The organism is Gilliamella sp. BG3 (assembly GCF_046635605.1).
GTDB classification, from domain to species: domain Bacteria; phylum Pseudomonadota; class Gammaproteobacteria; order Enterobacterales; family Orbaceae; genus Gilliamella; species Gilliamella bombi.
The window spans coordinates 36881-53979 of record NZ_JBIDFE010000001.1 but is presented as its reverse complement, the minus strand read 5'-3'; the positions used below and the strand labels follow the sequence as shown (position 1 = coordinate 53979).

General features: G+C 36.9%; 13 protein-coding genes and 1 tRNA gene. 12 read left to right on the top strand and 2 right to left on the bottom strand.

The annotated features are described in order from the left end of the window. The first annotated feature begins 5 nt into the window (after positions 1-5). From trpB to ACGH6S_RS00200, 9 genes are all read left to right on the top strand, one after another. Positions 6-1199, top strand: a complete 1194-nt coding sequence (gene trpB / locus ACGH6S_RS00240) for a tryptophan synthase subunit beta (protein ID WP_065590104.1) — start codon at positions 6-8, stop codon at positions 1197-1199. Beyond that, positions 1196-2002, top strand: a complete 807-nt coding sequence (gene trpA, locus ACGH6S_RS00235) for a tryptophan synthase subunit alpha (protein WP_411578134.1) — start codon at positions 1196-1198, stop codon at positions 2000-2002. The genes trpB and trpA overlap by 4 nt, the downstream gene beginning before the upstream one ends. A gap of 218 nt (positions 2003-2220) precedes the next feature. Then, positions 2221-2297: transfer RNA gene (locus tag ACGH6S_RS00230), tRNA-Met, on the top strand. Positions 2298-2488: 191 nt separating this feature from the next. Then, entirely contained in the window at positions 2489-2950 is a 462-nt protein-coding gene (gene rimP / locus ACGH6S_RS00225; RefSeq protein ID WP_065560173.1) for a ribosome maturation factor RimP, read from the top strand. A gap of 16 nt (positions 2951-2966) precedes the next feature. Then, the gene (gene nusA / locus ACGH6S_RS00220) at positions 2967-4442 is read left to right on the top strand and encodes a transcription termination factor NusA (RefSeq protein WP_411578133.1); all 1476 of its coding nucleotides are present in this window, start codon (positions 2967-2969) and stop codon (positions 4440-4442) included. Positions 4443-4459: 17 nt separating this feature from the next. Then, a complete protein-coding gene (gene infB / locus ACGH6S_RS00215) occupies positions 4460-7123 on the top strand; it encodes a translation initiation factor IF-2 (protein ID WP_174798026.1) in 2664 nt (887 codons plus the stop codon). Positions 7124-7189: 66 nt separating this feature from the next. Beyond that, positions 7190-7567: a 30S ribosome-binding factor RbfA gene (rbfA, locus tag ACGH6S_RS00210; RefSeq protein WP_065560170.1), complete on the top strand. Its 378-nt coding sequence runs from the start codon at positions 7190-7192 to the stop codon at positions 7565-7567. A gap of 66 nt (positions 7568-7633) precedes the next feature. After that, the gene (gene truB, locus ACGH6S_RS00205; RefSeq protein WP_363319029.1) at positions 7634-8533 is read left to right on the top strand and encodes a tRNA pseudouridine(55) synthase TruB; all 900 of its coding nucleotides are present in this window, start codon (positions 7634-7636) and stop codon (positions 8531-8533) included. Positions 8534-9383: 850 nt separating this feature from the next. Beyond that, positions 9384-10934, top strand: coding sequence for a hypothetical protein (locus ACGH6S_RS00200; RefSeq protein WP_085164156.1), 1551 nt, complete (start codon positions 9384-9386; stop codon positions 10932-10934). 207 nt (positions 10935-11141) lie between these two features. Here the strand turns inward: ACGH6S_RS00200 and pssA are convergent, their stop codons facing one another. Continuing rightward, positions 11142-12497 (bottom strand): CDP-diacylglycerol--serine O-phosphatidyltransferase, encoded by a 1356-nt coding sequence (gene pssA / locus ACGH6S_RS00195; RefSeq protein WP_411578132.1) that lies wholly within the window; start codon positions 12495-12497, stop codon positions 11142-11144. A 181-nt stretch (positions 12498-12678) separates the two neighbouring features. Then, positions 12679-13731: an AI-2E family transporter YdiK gene (gene ydiK, locus ACGH6S_RS00190; protein ID WP_085164160.1), complete on the bottom strand. Its 1053-nt coding sequence runs from the start codon at positions 13729-13731 to the stop codon at positions 12679-12681. 100 nt (positions 13732-13831) lie between these two features. Here ydiK and eco point away from each other — a divergent pair, with 100 nt between their 5' ends. From eco to potG, 3 genes are all read left to right on the top strand, one after another. After that, positions 13832-14326 (top strand): serine protease inhibitor ecotin, encoded by a 495-nt coding sequence (gene eco, locus ACGH6S_RS00185; protein ID WP_085164162.1) that lies wholly within the window; start codon positions 13832-13834, stop codon positions 14324-14326. Between the two features lie 339 nt (positions 14327-14665). After that, entirely contained in the window at positions 14666-15775 is a 1110-nt protein-coding gene (locus ACGH6S_RS00180) for an extracellular solute-binding protein (RefSeq protein ID WP_065589183.1), read from the top strand. A gap of 101 nt (positions 15776-15876) precedes the next feature. After that, positions 15877-17013 (top strand): putrescine ABC transporter ATP-binding subunit PotG, encoded by a 1137-nt coding sequence (potG, locus tag ACGH6S_RS00175; protein WP_411578131.1) that lies wholly within the window; start codon positions 15877-15879, stop codon positions 17011-17013. Positions 17014-17099 lie beyond the last annotated feature (86 nt).

Genomic DNA, 17099 nt, shown 5'->3' with positions numbered 1-17099 from the left:
TGGTTATGTCTAAATTAAATCCTTACTTTGGCGAATTTGGTGGGCAATATGTCCCGCAAATATTAATGCCAGTACTTGAGCAACTTGAGGATGCCTTCATCTCTGCAATCAACGATCCAAACTTTCAGAAAGAGTTTAATGACCTATTAGTTAATTATGCAGGTAGACCAACCGCACTGACATTATGTAAAAATTTAACTGCAGGAACAAAAACTAAGCTTTATTTAAAACGAGAAGATTTAGTGCATGGTGGTGCGCACAAAACCAACCAAGTATTAGGGCAAGCCTTACTTGCAAAAAGAATGGGAAAAACCGAAATCATTGCCGAAACAGGTGCAGGGCAACATGGTGTTGCATCAGCTTTAGCCTGCGCACTACTTGGCTTAAAATGCCGAATTTATATGGGTGCAAAAGATGTTAAACGCCAAGCACCTAACGTATTTAGAATGCGGTTGATGGGCGCAACAGTCATCCCAGTTGAAACTGGTTCAGCGACTTTAAAAGATGCGTGTAACGAGGCATTACGTGATTGGTCTGGCAGTTATGAAAAAGCGCATTATATGTTAGGTACGGCAGCAGGTCCGCATCCTTTTCCAACTATTGTACGTGAGTTTCAACAGATGATCAGCCGTGAAGCTAAACAACAAATCCTTGAAAAAGAAGGACGTTTGCCTGATGCAGTAATTGCATGTGTTGGTGGTGGTTCAAACGCAATTGGTATGTTTGCTAATTTTATTGATGATAAATCCGTCAAATTAATTGGTGTAGAGCCAGGAGGTCATGGGATTGAAAGTGGCGAACATGGCGCTTCGTTAAAGCATGGTAAGCTTGGCATCTATTTCGGTATGAAATCACCGATGATGCAAACGGAAGAAGGACAAATTGAAGAATCTTATTCAATATCGGCAGGGTTAGATTTTCCATCAGTTGGTCCACAGCATGCGTATTTAGATAGTATTGGTCGTGCTGATTATGTTTCAATTACTGATGATGAAGCGCTTGATGCATTTAAAGCGTTATCACGGCATGAAGGTATTATTCCTGCGTTAGAATCATCACACGCATTAGCTTATGCTATGAAAATGATAAAAGAAAATCCAACTAAAGAACAGCTACTAATAGTTAACCTGTCAGGGCGTGGCGATAAAGATATCTTTACCGTTTATGATATTTTAAAAGCAAAAGGAGAAATAGAATGAGCCGTTATCAAAAACTGTTTGCAACATTAACAGCCGAAAAACGAGGTGCTTTTGTTCCTTTTGTTCCAGTTGGTGATCCAACGCCAGAACTGTCATTTAAAATCATTCACACTTTAATTGAATCTGGCGCTGATGCACTAGAGCTAGGGATCCCATTTTCAGATCCTATGGCCGATGGTCCAACTATTCAAAATGCCAATATTCGGGCATTTAAAGCAGGAATAACAGTTGAAAAGTGTTTTGAAATTTTAACCAATGTCAGAGCGCAATACACCAATATTCCAATAGGATTACTTATTTATGCTAATTTAGTTTTCAAAAATGGTATCGACGACTTTTATGCCAAGTGTGCCAAAGCGGGAGTTGATTCAGTATTGATTGCTGATTTGCCAGCTCAATATGCACAAGAATTTACAGTGGCCGCCGAAAAATACAATATAGCACCGATTTTTATTTGTCCACCAAATGCTGATGATAAAGTCATTCAAAGTATTGCTAAGCAAGGCAAAGGTTATACCTATTTGGTATCACGAGCAGGTGTTACTGGTGCTGAAAATCGAGCTAACAAACCGCTTACCCATCTGATCAAAAAATTAGTTGAGTTTGGCGCTCCACCTGCGTTACAAGGGTTTGGTATTTCAGAACCGAATCAAGTTAGCGAAGCGATTAAATCCGGTGCAGTTGGGGCAATTAGCGGATCGGCAACAGTAAAAATTATTGAGAAAAACCTCGACAATCCTGAACAAATGCTTAACCAATTAGCCAAATTTGTTCAATCAATGAAACAGGCAACTAGCAAGTAATTTATATTACTTTATAGTACTAAATAGTGGGCACAATAATAGGCTTGAGAATGGAATTATTGTGCCAATATAAGTTAAACAATTATGCTTAAGTTAAGTGGTATATATATTAAAATTGACGTGTAGCATATTTTTAATAATTTTAAGGTTACTGATAAAATCAGTGTGATTTGCAGTTGCATTTTATTTAAAATGCCGTATAATTCTCATTCATCTATCGCGGGGTGGAGCAGCTTGGTAGCTCGTCGGGCTCATAACCCGAAGGTCGTTGGTTCAAATCCAGCCCCCGCAACCACTTAAATTTTCATTCATAAACCAATTTATCCTGTTATTGTCTGAAAGTTCGAATAAAGTGGCTTCATTATAGTTAGTTTTTGAATGTAAGCCTCGCATGTCGAGGCTTTTTTTCGTGTAGTGATTTAAGCGTAAGTTTAAAAAGAATGTTGGGCTTTATGCCCTTTTTTATTTTCTGCTGTGGAGGTTTGTTTGGCTAATATAGAACAACAATTAACCGATATTATCCAAGAGCCAGTTAATGCACTTGGTTTTGAATTAGTCGGAGTTGAATATATTCGTGGTCGTTATCCTATACTACGAGTCTATATTGATAGTGAAAATGGTATTACGGTTGATGATTGTGCTGATGCAAGCCGTCAAATCAGTGCGGTGCTTGATGTAGAAGACCCGATCAAAGATGCTTACAATCTTGAAGTTTCATCACCAGGAATGGACAGACCTTTGTTTACGCTTGAGCATTATCAGCGGTTTATTGGTGAAGAAGTTACAGTCAGTCTACGTATACCTGTTGCTAATCGCCGTAAATGGAAAGGACGAATTAAGTCTATCGATAGCCAAATGATTACATTAACTGTAGATGATAAAGATGAAGTATTTGCTTTTAGTAATATTCAAAAAGCGAATATTGTACCTAATTTTAACCTTAAATAGAGTACGGATGTAAAGGATGAATAAAGAAATTTTAGCTGTTGTTGAAGCTGTATCAAACGAAAAAGCACTTACGCGTGATAAAATTTTCGAAGCTTTAGAAACCGCATTAGCAACGGCCACAAAAAAGAAGCATAATGTTGATATTGACGTTGTTGTTAAAATAGATCATAAAACAGGTGATTACGACACTTTCCGCCGTTGGCTTGTTGTTGATGAAGTTACGCAACCAACTAAAGAAATGACATTAGACGCTGCACAATACGAAGACCCATCTGTTAAACTTGGCGATTACGTTGAAGAGCAAATTGAATCCGTTGCTTTTGACCGTATAACCACACAAACAGCAAAACAAGTTATTGTACAAAAGGTACGCGAAGCTGAGCGTGCAATGATCATTGACATGTTTAGAAATCGTATTGGTGATATTGTGACTGGAATTGTCAAAAAAACCAATCGCGATAGCGTGATTCTTGATTTAGGTAACAATGCAGACGCAATGATGTCACGCCATGATATGTTACCGCGTGAAAACTTCCGCATAGGCGATCGTGTCCGTGGTATTTTATATCTTGTAGAACAAAATAATAAACCTGCACAATTATGCATTAGCCGTTCAAACCCTGAAATGATGGAAGAGTTATTCCGTATTGAAGTCCCTGAAATTGGTGAAGAGATGATTGACATCAAAGGCGTGGCTCGTGATCCTGGCTCACGTGCTAAAATCGCAGTTAGTAGTAATGATCGTCGTATTGACCCTGTTGGTGCTTGTGTTGGTATGCGTGGTGCGCGCGTACAAGCAGTATCTAATGAATTTGGTGGAGAACGTATTGACATTGTTTTATGGGACGATAATCCTGCACAATACGTAATTAATGCTATGGCGCCGGCAGATGTTGTTTCAATTGTTGTTGATGAAGACAAACACACCATGGATGTAGCCGTCAATGCTGAAACTTTACCACAAGCCATTGGTCGAAATGGTCAGAATATCCGTTTAGCTTCACAGCTTACTGGCTGGACACTAAATGTGATGAGTAACGAAGATTTACAAGAAAAACATTATGCAGAATCTTTTGCTGCAATCAATAATTTGATGAAACATCTTGATATTGATGAAGGGCTTGCACAGCTATTAGTTGAAGAAGGCTTTACCTCACTTGAGGAACTTGCCTATGTGCCAGTTGACGAATTGCTTGAAATTGAAGAACTTGATGAAGATCTTGTTGAAGCATTAAGAACGCGAGCAAAAGATGCATTAACAACGCTTGCACTAGCAAATAGTGGCGAAAAACAACCAGCTCAAGATTTGCTAAATCTACCTGGTATGACACAAGAGTTAGCTTATCAATTAGTACAACATGACATCATTACTTTGGAAGATTTAGCAGAACAAGGTACTGATGATTTAGCTGAAATTGAAGGTATAACAAACGAACAAGCTGGCGATTTTATTATGGCTGCTCGTAATATTTGTTGGTTTGCAGATGAATAATTGAGGAAAAGTAATACATGACCAAAGTATCAATAGAAACACTGGCTCAAGAAATCAATACACCAGTGCAAACACTTTTGCAACAGTTTGCTGATGCAGGTATGAAGAAATCTGCAACAGACACTGTCACACAAAAGGAGAAAGAAGCTTTGCTTGCTCATTTAAAACCTCAGCAAGGTCCAACAAAGTTAACATTGCAACGTAAGACGCACTCAACCTTAAATGTGTCGAGCGGTGGTGGCAAAAGCAAAGAAATAAAAGTAGAAGTTCGTAAAAAACGAACTTTTGTTAAACGCGATCCAGCTGAAATTGCGGCGGAGCAAGAAAAAGCACGCTTAGAAGCTGAACAAAAAGCTCGCCAAGAAGCAGAATTAAAAGCGAAACAAGAAGCCGAATTAAAAGCGCGTAAAGAAGCGGAAGAAAAAGAAAAGAAAGCTGAAGAAGAAGCGAAAAAGCGTGCTCAAGAGGAAAAAGCGAAAGCGGCACAAGAGCGAGCAGTTGATCCAAAAGTAAAAAAAGCGCAAGAAGAAAAAGCACGATTAGAAGCTGAAGCGAATGAAATTAAACGTAAAGCGGAAGAAGAAAATCGTCGAAAATTAGAGGAAGATGCTAAGCGTATGGCTGAAGAAGCTCGTAAGCTAGCAGAACAATATAATGAAGTTGATGATAGTGATCATACAGAAGATGAAGATTATCATGTGACAACCTCTAAATACGCTAGAGCAGCAGAAGATGAAACTGATCGTGAAGTTGAAAGCGCTCGTGGACGTGGTCGAAATACTAAACAAACTAAACAGAAAAAAGGCAACAAGCTATCAGAAGGCAAAGCGGAACGTGAAGAAGCTCGAGCAGTGACTCGTGGCGGCCATAATAAAAAGAAAGGTAAAAGCACGTTGCAACAAAGTTTTACTAAACCTGTCCAAGCGGTTAATCGTGATGTTGTTATTGGTGAAACCATTACCGTTGCTGAATTAGCGAATAAAATGGCAGTAAAAGGTTCCGAAGTGATCAAAACTATGATGAAAATGGGGGCAATGGCAACTATTAATCAAGTTATCGATCAAGAAACAGCACAATTAGTGGCTGAAGAAATGGGACATAAAGTAGTACTTCGTCGTGAAAATGAGCTCGAAGAATCTCTTATGAGCGATCGTGATACAGGTGCAGAAAAAGTTTCTCGTGCACCTGTAGTTACCATTATGGGACACGTTGACCATGGTAAAACCTCTTTACTTGACTATATTCGTAAAGCAAAAGTGGCTTCAGGCGAAGCTGGTGGAATTACACAACATATCGGTGCTTATCATGTTAAAACTCCAAATGGAGAAATAACTTTCTTAGATACTCCAGGTCATGCGGCGTTTACCTCTATGCGTGCGCGTGGTGCTAAAGCAACGGATATTGTAGTACTTGTTGTTGCTGCTGATGATGGTGTAATGCCTCAAACTATAGAAGCAATCCAACATGCTAAAGCGGCAAATGTACCAATTGTTGTTGCTGTTAACAAAATTGATAAACCTGAAGCTGATCCAGAGCGTGTAAAAGGCGAACTTGCACAATATGGCGTGATGTCAGAAGATTGGGGTGGTGATACTCAGTTTGTTCATGTGTCTGCTAAAGCAGGTACTGGTATTGATCAACTACTTGAAGCCATCTTACTACAAGCTGAAGTGCTTGAATTAACCGCGTACGAAACAGGTATGGCAAGCGGGGTTGTGATTGAATCATTCCTTGATAAGGGTCGTGGTTCAGTTGCAACAGTACTTGTTCAATCAGGTACATTGCATAAAGGTGATATCGTACTTTGTGGATTTGAATACGGTCGTATCCGAGCGATGCGTAATGAACTAGGTAAAGAAGTGACTGAAGCTGGTCCATCAATACCAGTTGAAATTCTTGGCTTGTCTGGAGTACCATCAGCTGGTGACGAAGCTACTGTTGTACGCGATGAAAAGAAAGCTCGTGAAGTTGCGCTTTATCGACAAGGTAAATTCCGTGATGTAAAACTTGCTCGTCAACAAAAGGCGAAGCTTGAAAACATGTTTACCAACATGACAGAAGGCGATGTTTCTGAACTCAATATTGTTCTAAAAGCAGATGTTCAAGGTTCTGCTGAGGCGATTTCTGATTCATTACTTAAACTATCAACAGATGAAGTTAAAGTTAAAATTATTGGATCAGGTGTGGGTGGTATAACCGAAACTGACGCATCACTGGCTGCTGCATCAAATGCGATCATTTTAGGCTTTAACGTTCGTGCCGATGCTTCAGCACGTAAAGTGATTGAATCAGAAAATTTAGATCTACGTTATTACTCTGTTATTTATGATCTAATTGACGAAGTTAAACAAGCCATGAGCGGTATGCTTGCACCAGAATACAAACAAGAAATTATTGGTCTTGCTCAAGTGCGTGATGTGTTTAAATCACCTAAATTTGGTGCAATTGCAGGTTGTATGGTAACCGAAGGTGTTGTTAAACGTCACAACCCAATTCGTGTATTGCGTGATAACGTTGTTATCTATGAAGGCGAACTTGAATCATTACGTCGCTTTAAAGATGATGTTAACGAAGTACGTAATGGAACCGAATGTGGTATTGGTGTGCGTAACTACAACGATGTTCGTGTTGGCGACACGATTGAAGTTTTTGAAACTATCGAAATCAAACGTACGATCTAATTACAACGTATTTGATGTTATAAGCAAGGTATAGTCCTTGCTTATTCATTTATAAGGAAAATAGATATGGCAAAAGCATTTAATCGTTCATCTCGAGTTGGACATGAATTACAAAAAGAAATTGCAATTATCTTACAACGAGAAATCAAAGACCCTCGTCTTGGTATGGTAACTGTTTCAGGCGTTGATATCTCGCGTGATCTTTCGTATGCCAAAGTTTTTGTGACTTTTTTGAATGACGATGATCCACAAGTTATTGAACAAGGATTAACGGTACTTAATGATGCTAAAGGTTACATTCGAACCTTAATTGGCAAAGCGATGCGTTTGCGAATCATTCCAGAGATAAAATTCTTTTACGATGAGTCGCTTGTTAAAGGTATGCAAATGTCGAGTTTGGTGGCGGATGTTATCAAACAAGATAATGAGCGTCATAAAGATTAATATTAAAAAATAGTCCTGAACTCTGTCAAAAAGTTTCAGGTAACTATGTGTTTCAGTATAAAAATGATGAATATAAAAAAAACTCGCCGTGATCTTCACGGCGTTTTATTACTAGACAAACCACAAAGCATGACATCAAATGATGCGTTGCAAAAAGTAAAATGGTTATTTAATGCTAAAAAGGCAGGGCATACGGGAGCTCTTGATCCACTAGCGACAGGGATGCTTCCTATCTGTTTTGGTGAAGCAACCAAATTTTCACAATATTTATTGGATTCAGATAAGCGTTATCGTGTGATCGCCAAACTAGGAGAACGAACCGACACATCTGATGCTGATGGTCAAATTATATGTACCAAACCTGTTAAAGTGACTGGATCACAAATCAACCAAGCTTTAACTCATTTTCGCGGTAATATTTTACAAGTGCCAACTATGTTTTCGGCATTAAAATATCAAGGAAAACCGCTTTACCAATATGCTCGCCAAGGTATTGTGGTTGAACGTGAAGCTAGACCAATTACCGTTTACGAAAATCAATTTATCCAATTTGATGCCATAAAAAACGAATTAACGTTAGAAATACACTGCTCAAAAGGCACCTACATCCGAACCATTATTGATGATTTAGGGGAATTATTGGGTTGCGGAGCACACGTTATTTATTTAAGGCGTTTACAAGTTTCCAATTACCCGATTGAAAACATGGTCACCTTAGAACAGCTACAAAATATCGAACTTAAAGATGATCTACTAATGCCCGTTGACAGCCCATTGCAAGATCGCCCAAAAGTTACCCTTAGCGATACGCAAGGTAAAGACATATTATTAGGACGAACCATTGAACTTGAAAGCTCCACGCAAGTTGAAACCTTAGTGCGAATTTATCAAGGCAAGCAATTTATTGGCGCTGGTATAATGCAAAATAACAAATTATCGTCAAAGCGTTTAATATCAACATCCTAATTCTTTTAAAAAGTTAAATTTTTCCTAAATTACTTGATATTAAAAAGATCTATATTTGTTGATATCTAGGACTTAATCCTGAAATAGCAAAAAAATTATTTGGCACTGGCATTACATTTATGCCAGTAGTTGTCTCAAAATTACTTTCTTAAAAGATCAAAAATAAAAAAGAATGTTTAATCAATATTCAACATTTATCAGCTTGTCTTGCTCGGTTTAAATCGACTACAAAAACAAGATCTTCAAGCTAGTAGTTTTTAACGACTCGTTGAGATATGAAACGGTATAAACTCCTGAATCTTTTTTACAAGATAATAAGGCATACTAAAGCAATAAATGGGCACATAGTGTAGCCGATCCATGACTATATACTAGGTTCAGAAAATATCTGCCTAAGCCCTATTTTAAAAAAATTAAAGTGAGTATTTCCGTTAAAGGGCTTTTCCATAAATATGGCATGGGTAATTTGACTTTTATAAATGACGATAAAATATAGCGAAAAAATATTTATGCTAAGTTTTTTGTAATGTTTCAATCGTATTCAAGACATTACAATAAATTAACAAAATACTAGCTCTTTAGTGTTTAACCAGCTATAATTTCGACGCATTATTTAGTATAATACAGCTTATTAAATAAGCAAATAATCATAAAAACACAAATAAAACAACAAATTACTTGACAGGTAGAATGTTATGCGCTATCATAATAGGCACCAGGCACCAGGCACCAGCACTGGCAACCCTACGCCTTAAATCTTTTTCAATTTCACAGTAGTCAAAAACAGATTCGATTCTTATTTTTATCACCAAATCTATCGAAATCGATAAAGTTGTTGGCAAGGATATCTTTGATTTCTAGATTGCTATCCAAGTCACCGCTGATTTTTGCTCCATTGCTTTTATTGCCTTATTCGCTGAGCTCGCAGGCGTTATCGGCAAAGACATCACAGGTCATTCACGGCTCTGCACCATATTTAAGTATTGATGGTGTAACTAAAGTTGCTAGTATGGAAGATTTATTGGGTATAAGACTACCAAATATTAGTTATATTCCTCAGGGAGCAAATAGTGCACTTTATCCCAATGCAGTAATAGATCAATCTAACGTAGATGCACCAATTGAAATGCCAAATATAACAGATACATTTGCTGATATACAAGCAATAGTACCATTGGTAAATTACCCAAGAATTCAATTAAGCGAATTAATGGATTCACCTTATAATTATGGTCGAGACGATGATGGCGATGATAATATAAATGCAACAGGAAATTTAACCATAAAATGGCAAGATAAAAATGGTACAGATATTACAGGAGAAGTTAAAGCAAATCCGAATAGACGGCTAAATCTTTGTGATGGGCCTTATAAACTTACCTTAACAGCAACTGCAAGCACCTTATCGACGCAGTATGGTGTTCCCAATAGTAGCAATTTTACGGGTAATGAGCATAGTTACTATATTAATGCCAATATGAATAGGCCAGTTGCTTGCTATGCGCAACCAAATTTAGCTTACGATGACCATGCTTTTGGTACTACCATTTGGGATATGGATGGTCCAAATTGGGTTTCGTTAAAAGGGTTTAAAGTCACAAATAATAGCAATATAGCAGAAAACTTTCCGACGACAGGATCTGATAGGTTATATTTCTATTTATTATTGGGAGGAATCTCTCCTGAACAAGTTATAGCTGCAAATGGTACAACGGTGAGTGCGGTTAGCGGTAGTGGTGTATCATTATCGTTAAGCAAAGAGAATACACAACATTGGGCTATTGACATTGATAGGATATGTAGGACTTGTATTAGAGATGGTAACCTTTATCCTGGTGGCGAACAAGCACTAAAGATTATATTAAAAGGCCCTTCCATAAATTCAAGTAATAAGGCTTTTTCCCCTTCGTTATTTAAGCTTTACTCTGATGTAAATCATACAAAATTACTGTATAGCTTTAAGATAGAACGTTGGTATATCTCTCAACCAGGAATCACAGTAAGATATGGATATGCGGATGCTCAAAACTTTTGTCGTAATTTAGGTAATGGTTATCGAATTCCCGATATAAATGACTATACCAATGGGAATGGAGCTGGTTGGACAGAAGGTTTACCTGGAAGAAGTATTAATAACTGTCAACGAAAAGTCAGTTATAAAGATATTAGCGGTAAATGGGTTGGCGGACTATTTAACGAGTGGGGTTTTACTGCCAATACTATGAATAATTTCTATGAAGGTAGTGATTGGAATCTCAGTATTGGTAACAACTGGGCTAATGATACAGGATATTGGGCTAATTCATATAATGGCAGTCTATATGGTGTTTATTCAGCCGATGGGGGGATTTTTCTGCAGAGTACAGCTAATAGTCACTTTATGGCTTGTGTTACCCCTTAATTCTATATGTGCTTTTCTTGTTAAAGGCGATATTGCCTTACTGCAATGATTAGAACGCACCTATCTGTAGACCTTTAATATGAAGTCTAGATCGAATTTGCGCTTTTGTTTTTAAACAGCAAAAGCGCTTTTTTCTCAAAATTAGTTGAAAAAATATTGTTTTTATTATGTTTTTTAAGAAACCTTTTCTTTCAAAACATCTTACCTTTACAACAACCGCTTAATAATCCTATCCACTTTAATGCGGCTCAGTCGCTTTATCAACTTATGAACTTGACTTGGATAAAATTGACTCGCTTGGATTTGTTGAAAATGTGTGATCAATGTGGTTTTTTGACGAATAGTGTCAAGTTCTTGGTTAAATTTATGGCTTAATTCTTGCTTTGGATCATGTATTAATATGCCATTTTCCAGATCAAGTCGCCAAGCGCGTGGATTTAGGTTGTTGCCTGTTATAAGTACCCAAGTATTGTCCACCCAGATACCTTTAAGATGATAGGTTTGCTCTCCATCCTTCCACAGACGTATGATAAGTTGCTCTTTGTCAATAAAAGATTGTAGGCGCTCAATAAAGCTTCTTAAATTGATTTCGTATAAGTAGGGTAATCCACCTGATATGTTAAAAGGTTGGTCTGGTGGAATATAAAAATCATTTGCTTCTTTATCACCAATAATCAGTTCAACTTGGCGACCTTTACGAAGCAAGCGAATGATATCGCGAACTAGGATGTTAGGCAAATTAAAGTACGGCGTGCAAAATATGATTTTTTGTTCGGTTACGTTGATTAAATGATGGATGATTTTGTTGAGCGAGTTATTGCGACCAAGCCCCATTATTGGTGCAACCGATAAGGTGTTGTTGTCGGTATTGCTGTTATATTGGTAGCTGGTATTCATTAAGTGTTGGCGTAGCTCTTTAATTTCAGACTTAATTTGTTTGCGGGTTTTATGGGTGCCAGTATTAAGTAGTTGCAACGCTTGATATGGTAAAAAGTGGTCGTGAATAAACTGCACCATGCTGTCTGCTAATAGTGGGTTAGTAATAAAGTGATAACGGTCGTAACGGTATTTTTCACGCTTGTGTAGGTATACGTTATTAATGCTAGCTCCACTGTAAATGACAGTATTATCAATAATAAAACCTTTTAAATGCAGTACGCCTAGTACTTCACGACGATTGACAGGTACACCATAAATAGGAATGTCAATATCTGGATATTGCTGTTTTAGTTGGTAATAATAATTTGCGTTGGCATGGGCTTTGTCTTCGCCAATTCTTCCGCGCTGTGCACGGTGCCAGTCAACAAATATTTTGATATCTAAATTAGGGCGTTGCCGTTTGATTTGGTACAGTTCATTAAGAATTTCTTGACCTGCCTCATCTTGCTCTAGATAGAGCGCAACTATATAAATTCGGTGCTGAGCTCTTTTTATACTTTCAATTAAAGCCAGTCGATATGCTTTTGGGGTATAGCAGATATGATATTGCTTGGCATCTTGCTGAATTTTACCTAATTCGTCAAGATGCTTTTGGTGATTGTATTTTATAAATGGTATTCGCATGATTTTTTGTCATTATAACTGTCAAGTTACTTTAGAAACTTGTTTTCTAATATAAGCTAAGTCAGTAAAAATAACACTCCTTTTAATTTGTATGCATTTTAGCTCAGTTGCTTTAAGTTATGTAGCGTATTTAGCAACTTGTTTATGCGCTTATGCTTCTTACTGGGTGATAATAAATTGTTTAAGATTGTTCATCAACCCAAGTTTGAATTATTTTGTAAGTTAAAGCTAGTACGACAGGACCAATAAATAATCCCATTATGCCAAAGCCAAGTAAGCCACCAATCACACCAAATAATATAAGTAAAAACGGTAAATTGGCACCTTTTTTTATTAAGTAAGCTCGCATTACGCTATCTAAGGTGGTTAAGATAATTGCCACAACAATTAATACGATACCAGCTATGGTGTTGCCCGCCCAAAATTGCCAAAAAATGCACCCAAGCATTACAATCACGGGACCAATTTGTGCGACACAACAAATAAATAAAATTAGAGTGAGTATACCTGGTAACGGCATGTCGGTTAATATAAAACTTAATCCACCAATTAAGGCTAAGGTAATGGCAGTAACCACAACACCAAGAGCTACAGCTCGAATGGATTGTCCTGCTAATGTGACAGTGATTTCGCCATATTGTTTTGATAATCGGTTGGCTAGTAGGTAAACGTATTTGGTGATACTTTCGCCTTTTAAAAATAGTAATAGACTAAAAATAATCATTACACCAGCATGAAAGATAAATAGTCCAATATTGGTGGCTTGCTCAAGTAGCCAACCTATCATGGTGCCAATATAAGGTTGTATGCTTGAAACTAAATCAGAGCCATCAGTTTGTATTAAGTTTAACCATTTTTGGTGTAGTTCAGAGCCGAAGGCTGGTACGCTTTCAAGCCAGTCAAGTGTTGGTAGTTTTTGGTGAGATAGCGTTTTTGCCCATTCAATAAGATGGTGACCGTTTTGTGCTACCGAGCTAATAATTAATATGAAAGGTATAATACAAACAAAGGCTAATATTAGTGCCATTACTAGTAGTGATAGCCAGCGTTTGTTAAATAATTTTCGTTGTATTTTTATCATTAAAGGCCAAGTGGCAATTACGACCATCACCGCCCAGAAGAAACCGAATAAAAAAACTTCAACAACACGATAGGTAATAATGATTAGTAAACCAATTATTAACAGGTTTAAAATCAATTTAAGTAAATCGGTAGTATTTTTTTCTGCTGGCATTTTTACACCAATTTTATTAATCTAGATGGTGTTATTATACGCATTATCACTGAAAATTAATACGATGGTGTTTATGATTAATTAGTTAAAGGAGATAAAAATGAAAAAATTATTGTTATTAACATTATTAGGTGTAGCATTAACAGCATGCGCAAATTCACAAAAAACGCAACCTGTTGCACAAAGTGTCAATGATATAGCGCCATTCCCTGCAGCTCAAGTTGGCTATACTCGTTATGCTATTCATTTACCAACTATTGCTAATGAAAACAATGCGAAAGTTGAGGTGATCATTGGTAAAGAAATGAATGTTGATTGTAATTTGCAAAATTTAGGTGGTGTAGTTAAGCAAGAAGAGCTTAAAGGTTGGGGATACTCTTATTACGTAGTTGAAAAGACTGTTGGTAACATTTCAACATTAATGGCTTGCCCTGAAGGTACTAATAAAAATCAATTTGTGACAATCAACCATAATTTAGGTTTGTTTAGCTATAACAGCCAATTACCGTTAGTCTTTTATGTTCCGAACGATTTGCAAGTTAAATATCGTGTGTGGCAACCAAATGCTAAAATTATGCAAGCAAGTGCTGAATAATTTTGTTATCTAATTGTTAATTGGTTGTTCCTTACTCCTTGGGTGGTTAAAATACAACCACTCAATCCTTAAACTTTCAATATTTGATTTTTTAAGTGGACATCTTTAAAAAAAAAGGTATTTTATCCCTCGTAATGCAAGGTTAGCTCTACTAGTTCATTTATGTTATTAATGACTTGTGATTGCCTGATTACCTCGGTTTCGCTAGATGGTTGTTACTTTGATAATTTTTATTATTGTTAACAATGTCGATAGTAAAATTTGGGGGTCCGTTGTGTCTTTGCAATGGGCTTGTGTCTAACATGTAATATCCCTACAACTAGAGGAGAAGTGGTGAGCATGTTTACTCAACGTAAAACAATTCTTTCAATCGTGGCTGGTGTTTCACTAGCGTTATCTCAATCTGCTATAGCTAAAGATCGTGTCGTACATTTTTACAATTGGGCAGGGCAAATTGGTTCTAATACGATTTCGGATTTTGAAAAATCGACTGGTATTAAACTAGTTTATGATGTTTATGATTCTAACGAAGCTCTTGAAGGTAAATTAATGGCAGGTCATTCTGGCTTTGATGTGGTTTCGCCTTCAGATAGCTTTTTAGCTAGACAAATTAAATCTGATATCTATCTTCCATTAGATAAGAATAAATTGCCTAATTGGAAAAACTTAGATCCTAATCTAATGAAATTAATGGCAACACATGATCCTGATAATAAATATGCTATCCCTTATGTATGGATGACAACAGGTATCGGTTATAACATTGATAAAGTTAAAGAGCGTCTAGGTGATAATGCACCAGTTGATAGCTGGGATTTAGTGTTTAAACCAGAAAATATGGAAAAACTAAAAGATTGTGGTGTGGCATTTTTGGATGCGCCTACCGAAATTTTTGCTAGTGCTCTTCAATATTTAGGTAAAGATCCAAATAGTACAGATGCCAAGGATTATACTGGTGCTGCCTATGAGCTGTTAGAAAAAGTTCGTCCAAATATTCGTTACTTCCACTCTTCACAATATATTACCGATCTAGCTAATGGCGATATTTGTGTGATTTTGGGTTGGTCTGGCGATATTTTACAATCACGAGATAGAGCTAACGAAGCAAATAACGGTGTGCATGTTGGTTATCAAATACCAAAAGAAGGTGCTTTAGTCTTTTTTGATACCTTTGCTATTCCAAAAGATTCAGCAAACCCAGATGAAGCTCATGAGTTTTTAAATTTTGTTATGAAACCAGAAATTGCAGCGCAAGTTACTAACGATGTTAACTTTGCTAGCGCTAATCAGGTTGCTAATGAAAATTTTGTAAAACCAGAAGTGAAAAATGATCCAGCAGTTTATCCAAAACCAGAAGTGATGGAAAAACTATTCACTTTAAAAGTTAAAGATCCAAAACTTGAGCGTATAATTACCCGCACGTGGACTAAGCTCAAAACTGGTAAATAATCGATATTTTGTATATCGAATCTTAACTAATAATCCAAGACGGAGAGGCTGTGAGTCTTTCCGTCTCGTTTTTTTTGGCTTGTTGTTATGAGGAAAAAAGAGTGAACGATAAAACAACAAATCAGGTACAGCCTAAAAAAAAGATGATAACTCCTTTATTGGAGATCAAAAATTTAACAAAAGTTTTTAATGATGATTATTATGCCGTTGATGATGTAAATTTGACTATATATAAAGGTGAAATTTTTGCATTATTAGGTGCATCTGGAAGCGGTAAATCAACACTATTGCGTATGCTAGCTGGTTTTGAGCAACCGACTTCGGGGCAAATCATTTTAGATGGAAAAGATTTATCACAGGTTCCGCCTTATAATCGTCCTATTAATATGATGTTCCAATCGTATGCTTTATTTCCTCACATGACGGTTGAACAAAATATTGCCTTTGGCTTAAAACAAGATAAATTAAGCAATAGCGAAATTAAACATCGCGTTGAAGAGATGTTAGCACTTGTACATATGGAGCAATTTGGTAAACGTAAACCACACCAATTATCAGGTGGTCAGCGCCAACGTGTAGCTTTAACAAGAAGCTTAGCCAAACGACCAAAATTATTGTTACTTGATGAGCCAATGGGTGCACTTGATAAACAACTTCGAGATCGAATGCAACTTGAAGTGGTGAGCATTTTAGAACAAGTGGGTGCAACTTGCGTTATGGTTACCCATGATCAAGAAGAAGCTATGACTATGGCTGGTCGTATTGCTATTATGAATAAAGGTCAATTTGTGCAAATTGGTGAGCCAGAAGAAATTTATGAACATCCAAATAGCCGTTATAGCGCTGAGTTTATCGGTTCGGTTAATATCTTTGACGGTATCTTGCAAGATACGTTAGAAGATGGTTTGATTTTGAGTTGTCCTACTATTAAACATCCATTTAAAGTGGATTATGATTCTCCAGCGGTGGAAGGTGTGCCGATTAAAGTTGCTCTTCGCCCAGAAAAAATTCAATTATGTGAACAATTACCTGAAGATGGCTATAACTGTGCTACAGGTGAAGTTGTTGAAATCGCTTATCTTGGGGATTTATCGATTTATCATGTCAAATTGCCAAGTGGGCAAATTATTATTGCACAATTGCAAAATGAGCATCGTTATCGTAAAGGAATGCCAACTTGGGGTGATATAGTTAACTTAAGTTGGGAAGTTGACAGTTGTGTTGTGCTTACTGAATAAACAAAAGAGGATATCATAATGCGATCCATTGTACTGGGATTGTTGTTAAATGCATTTGTGTTGCTCAATGTTTATTGGCGTTTTGT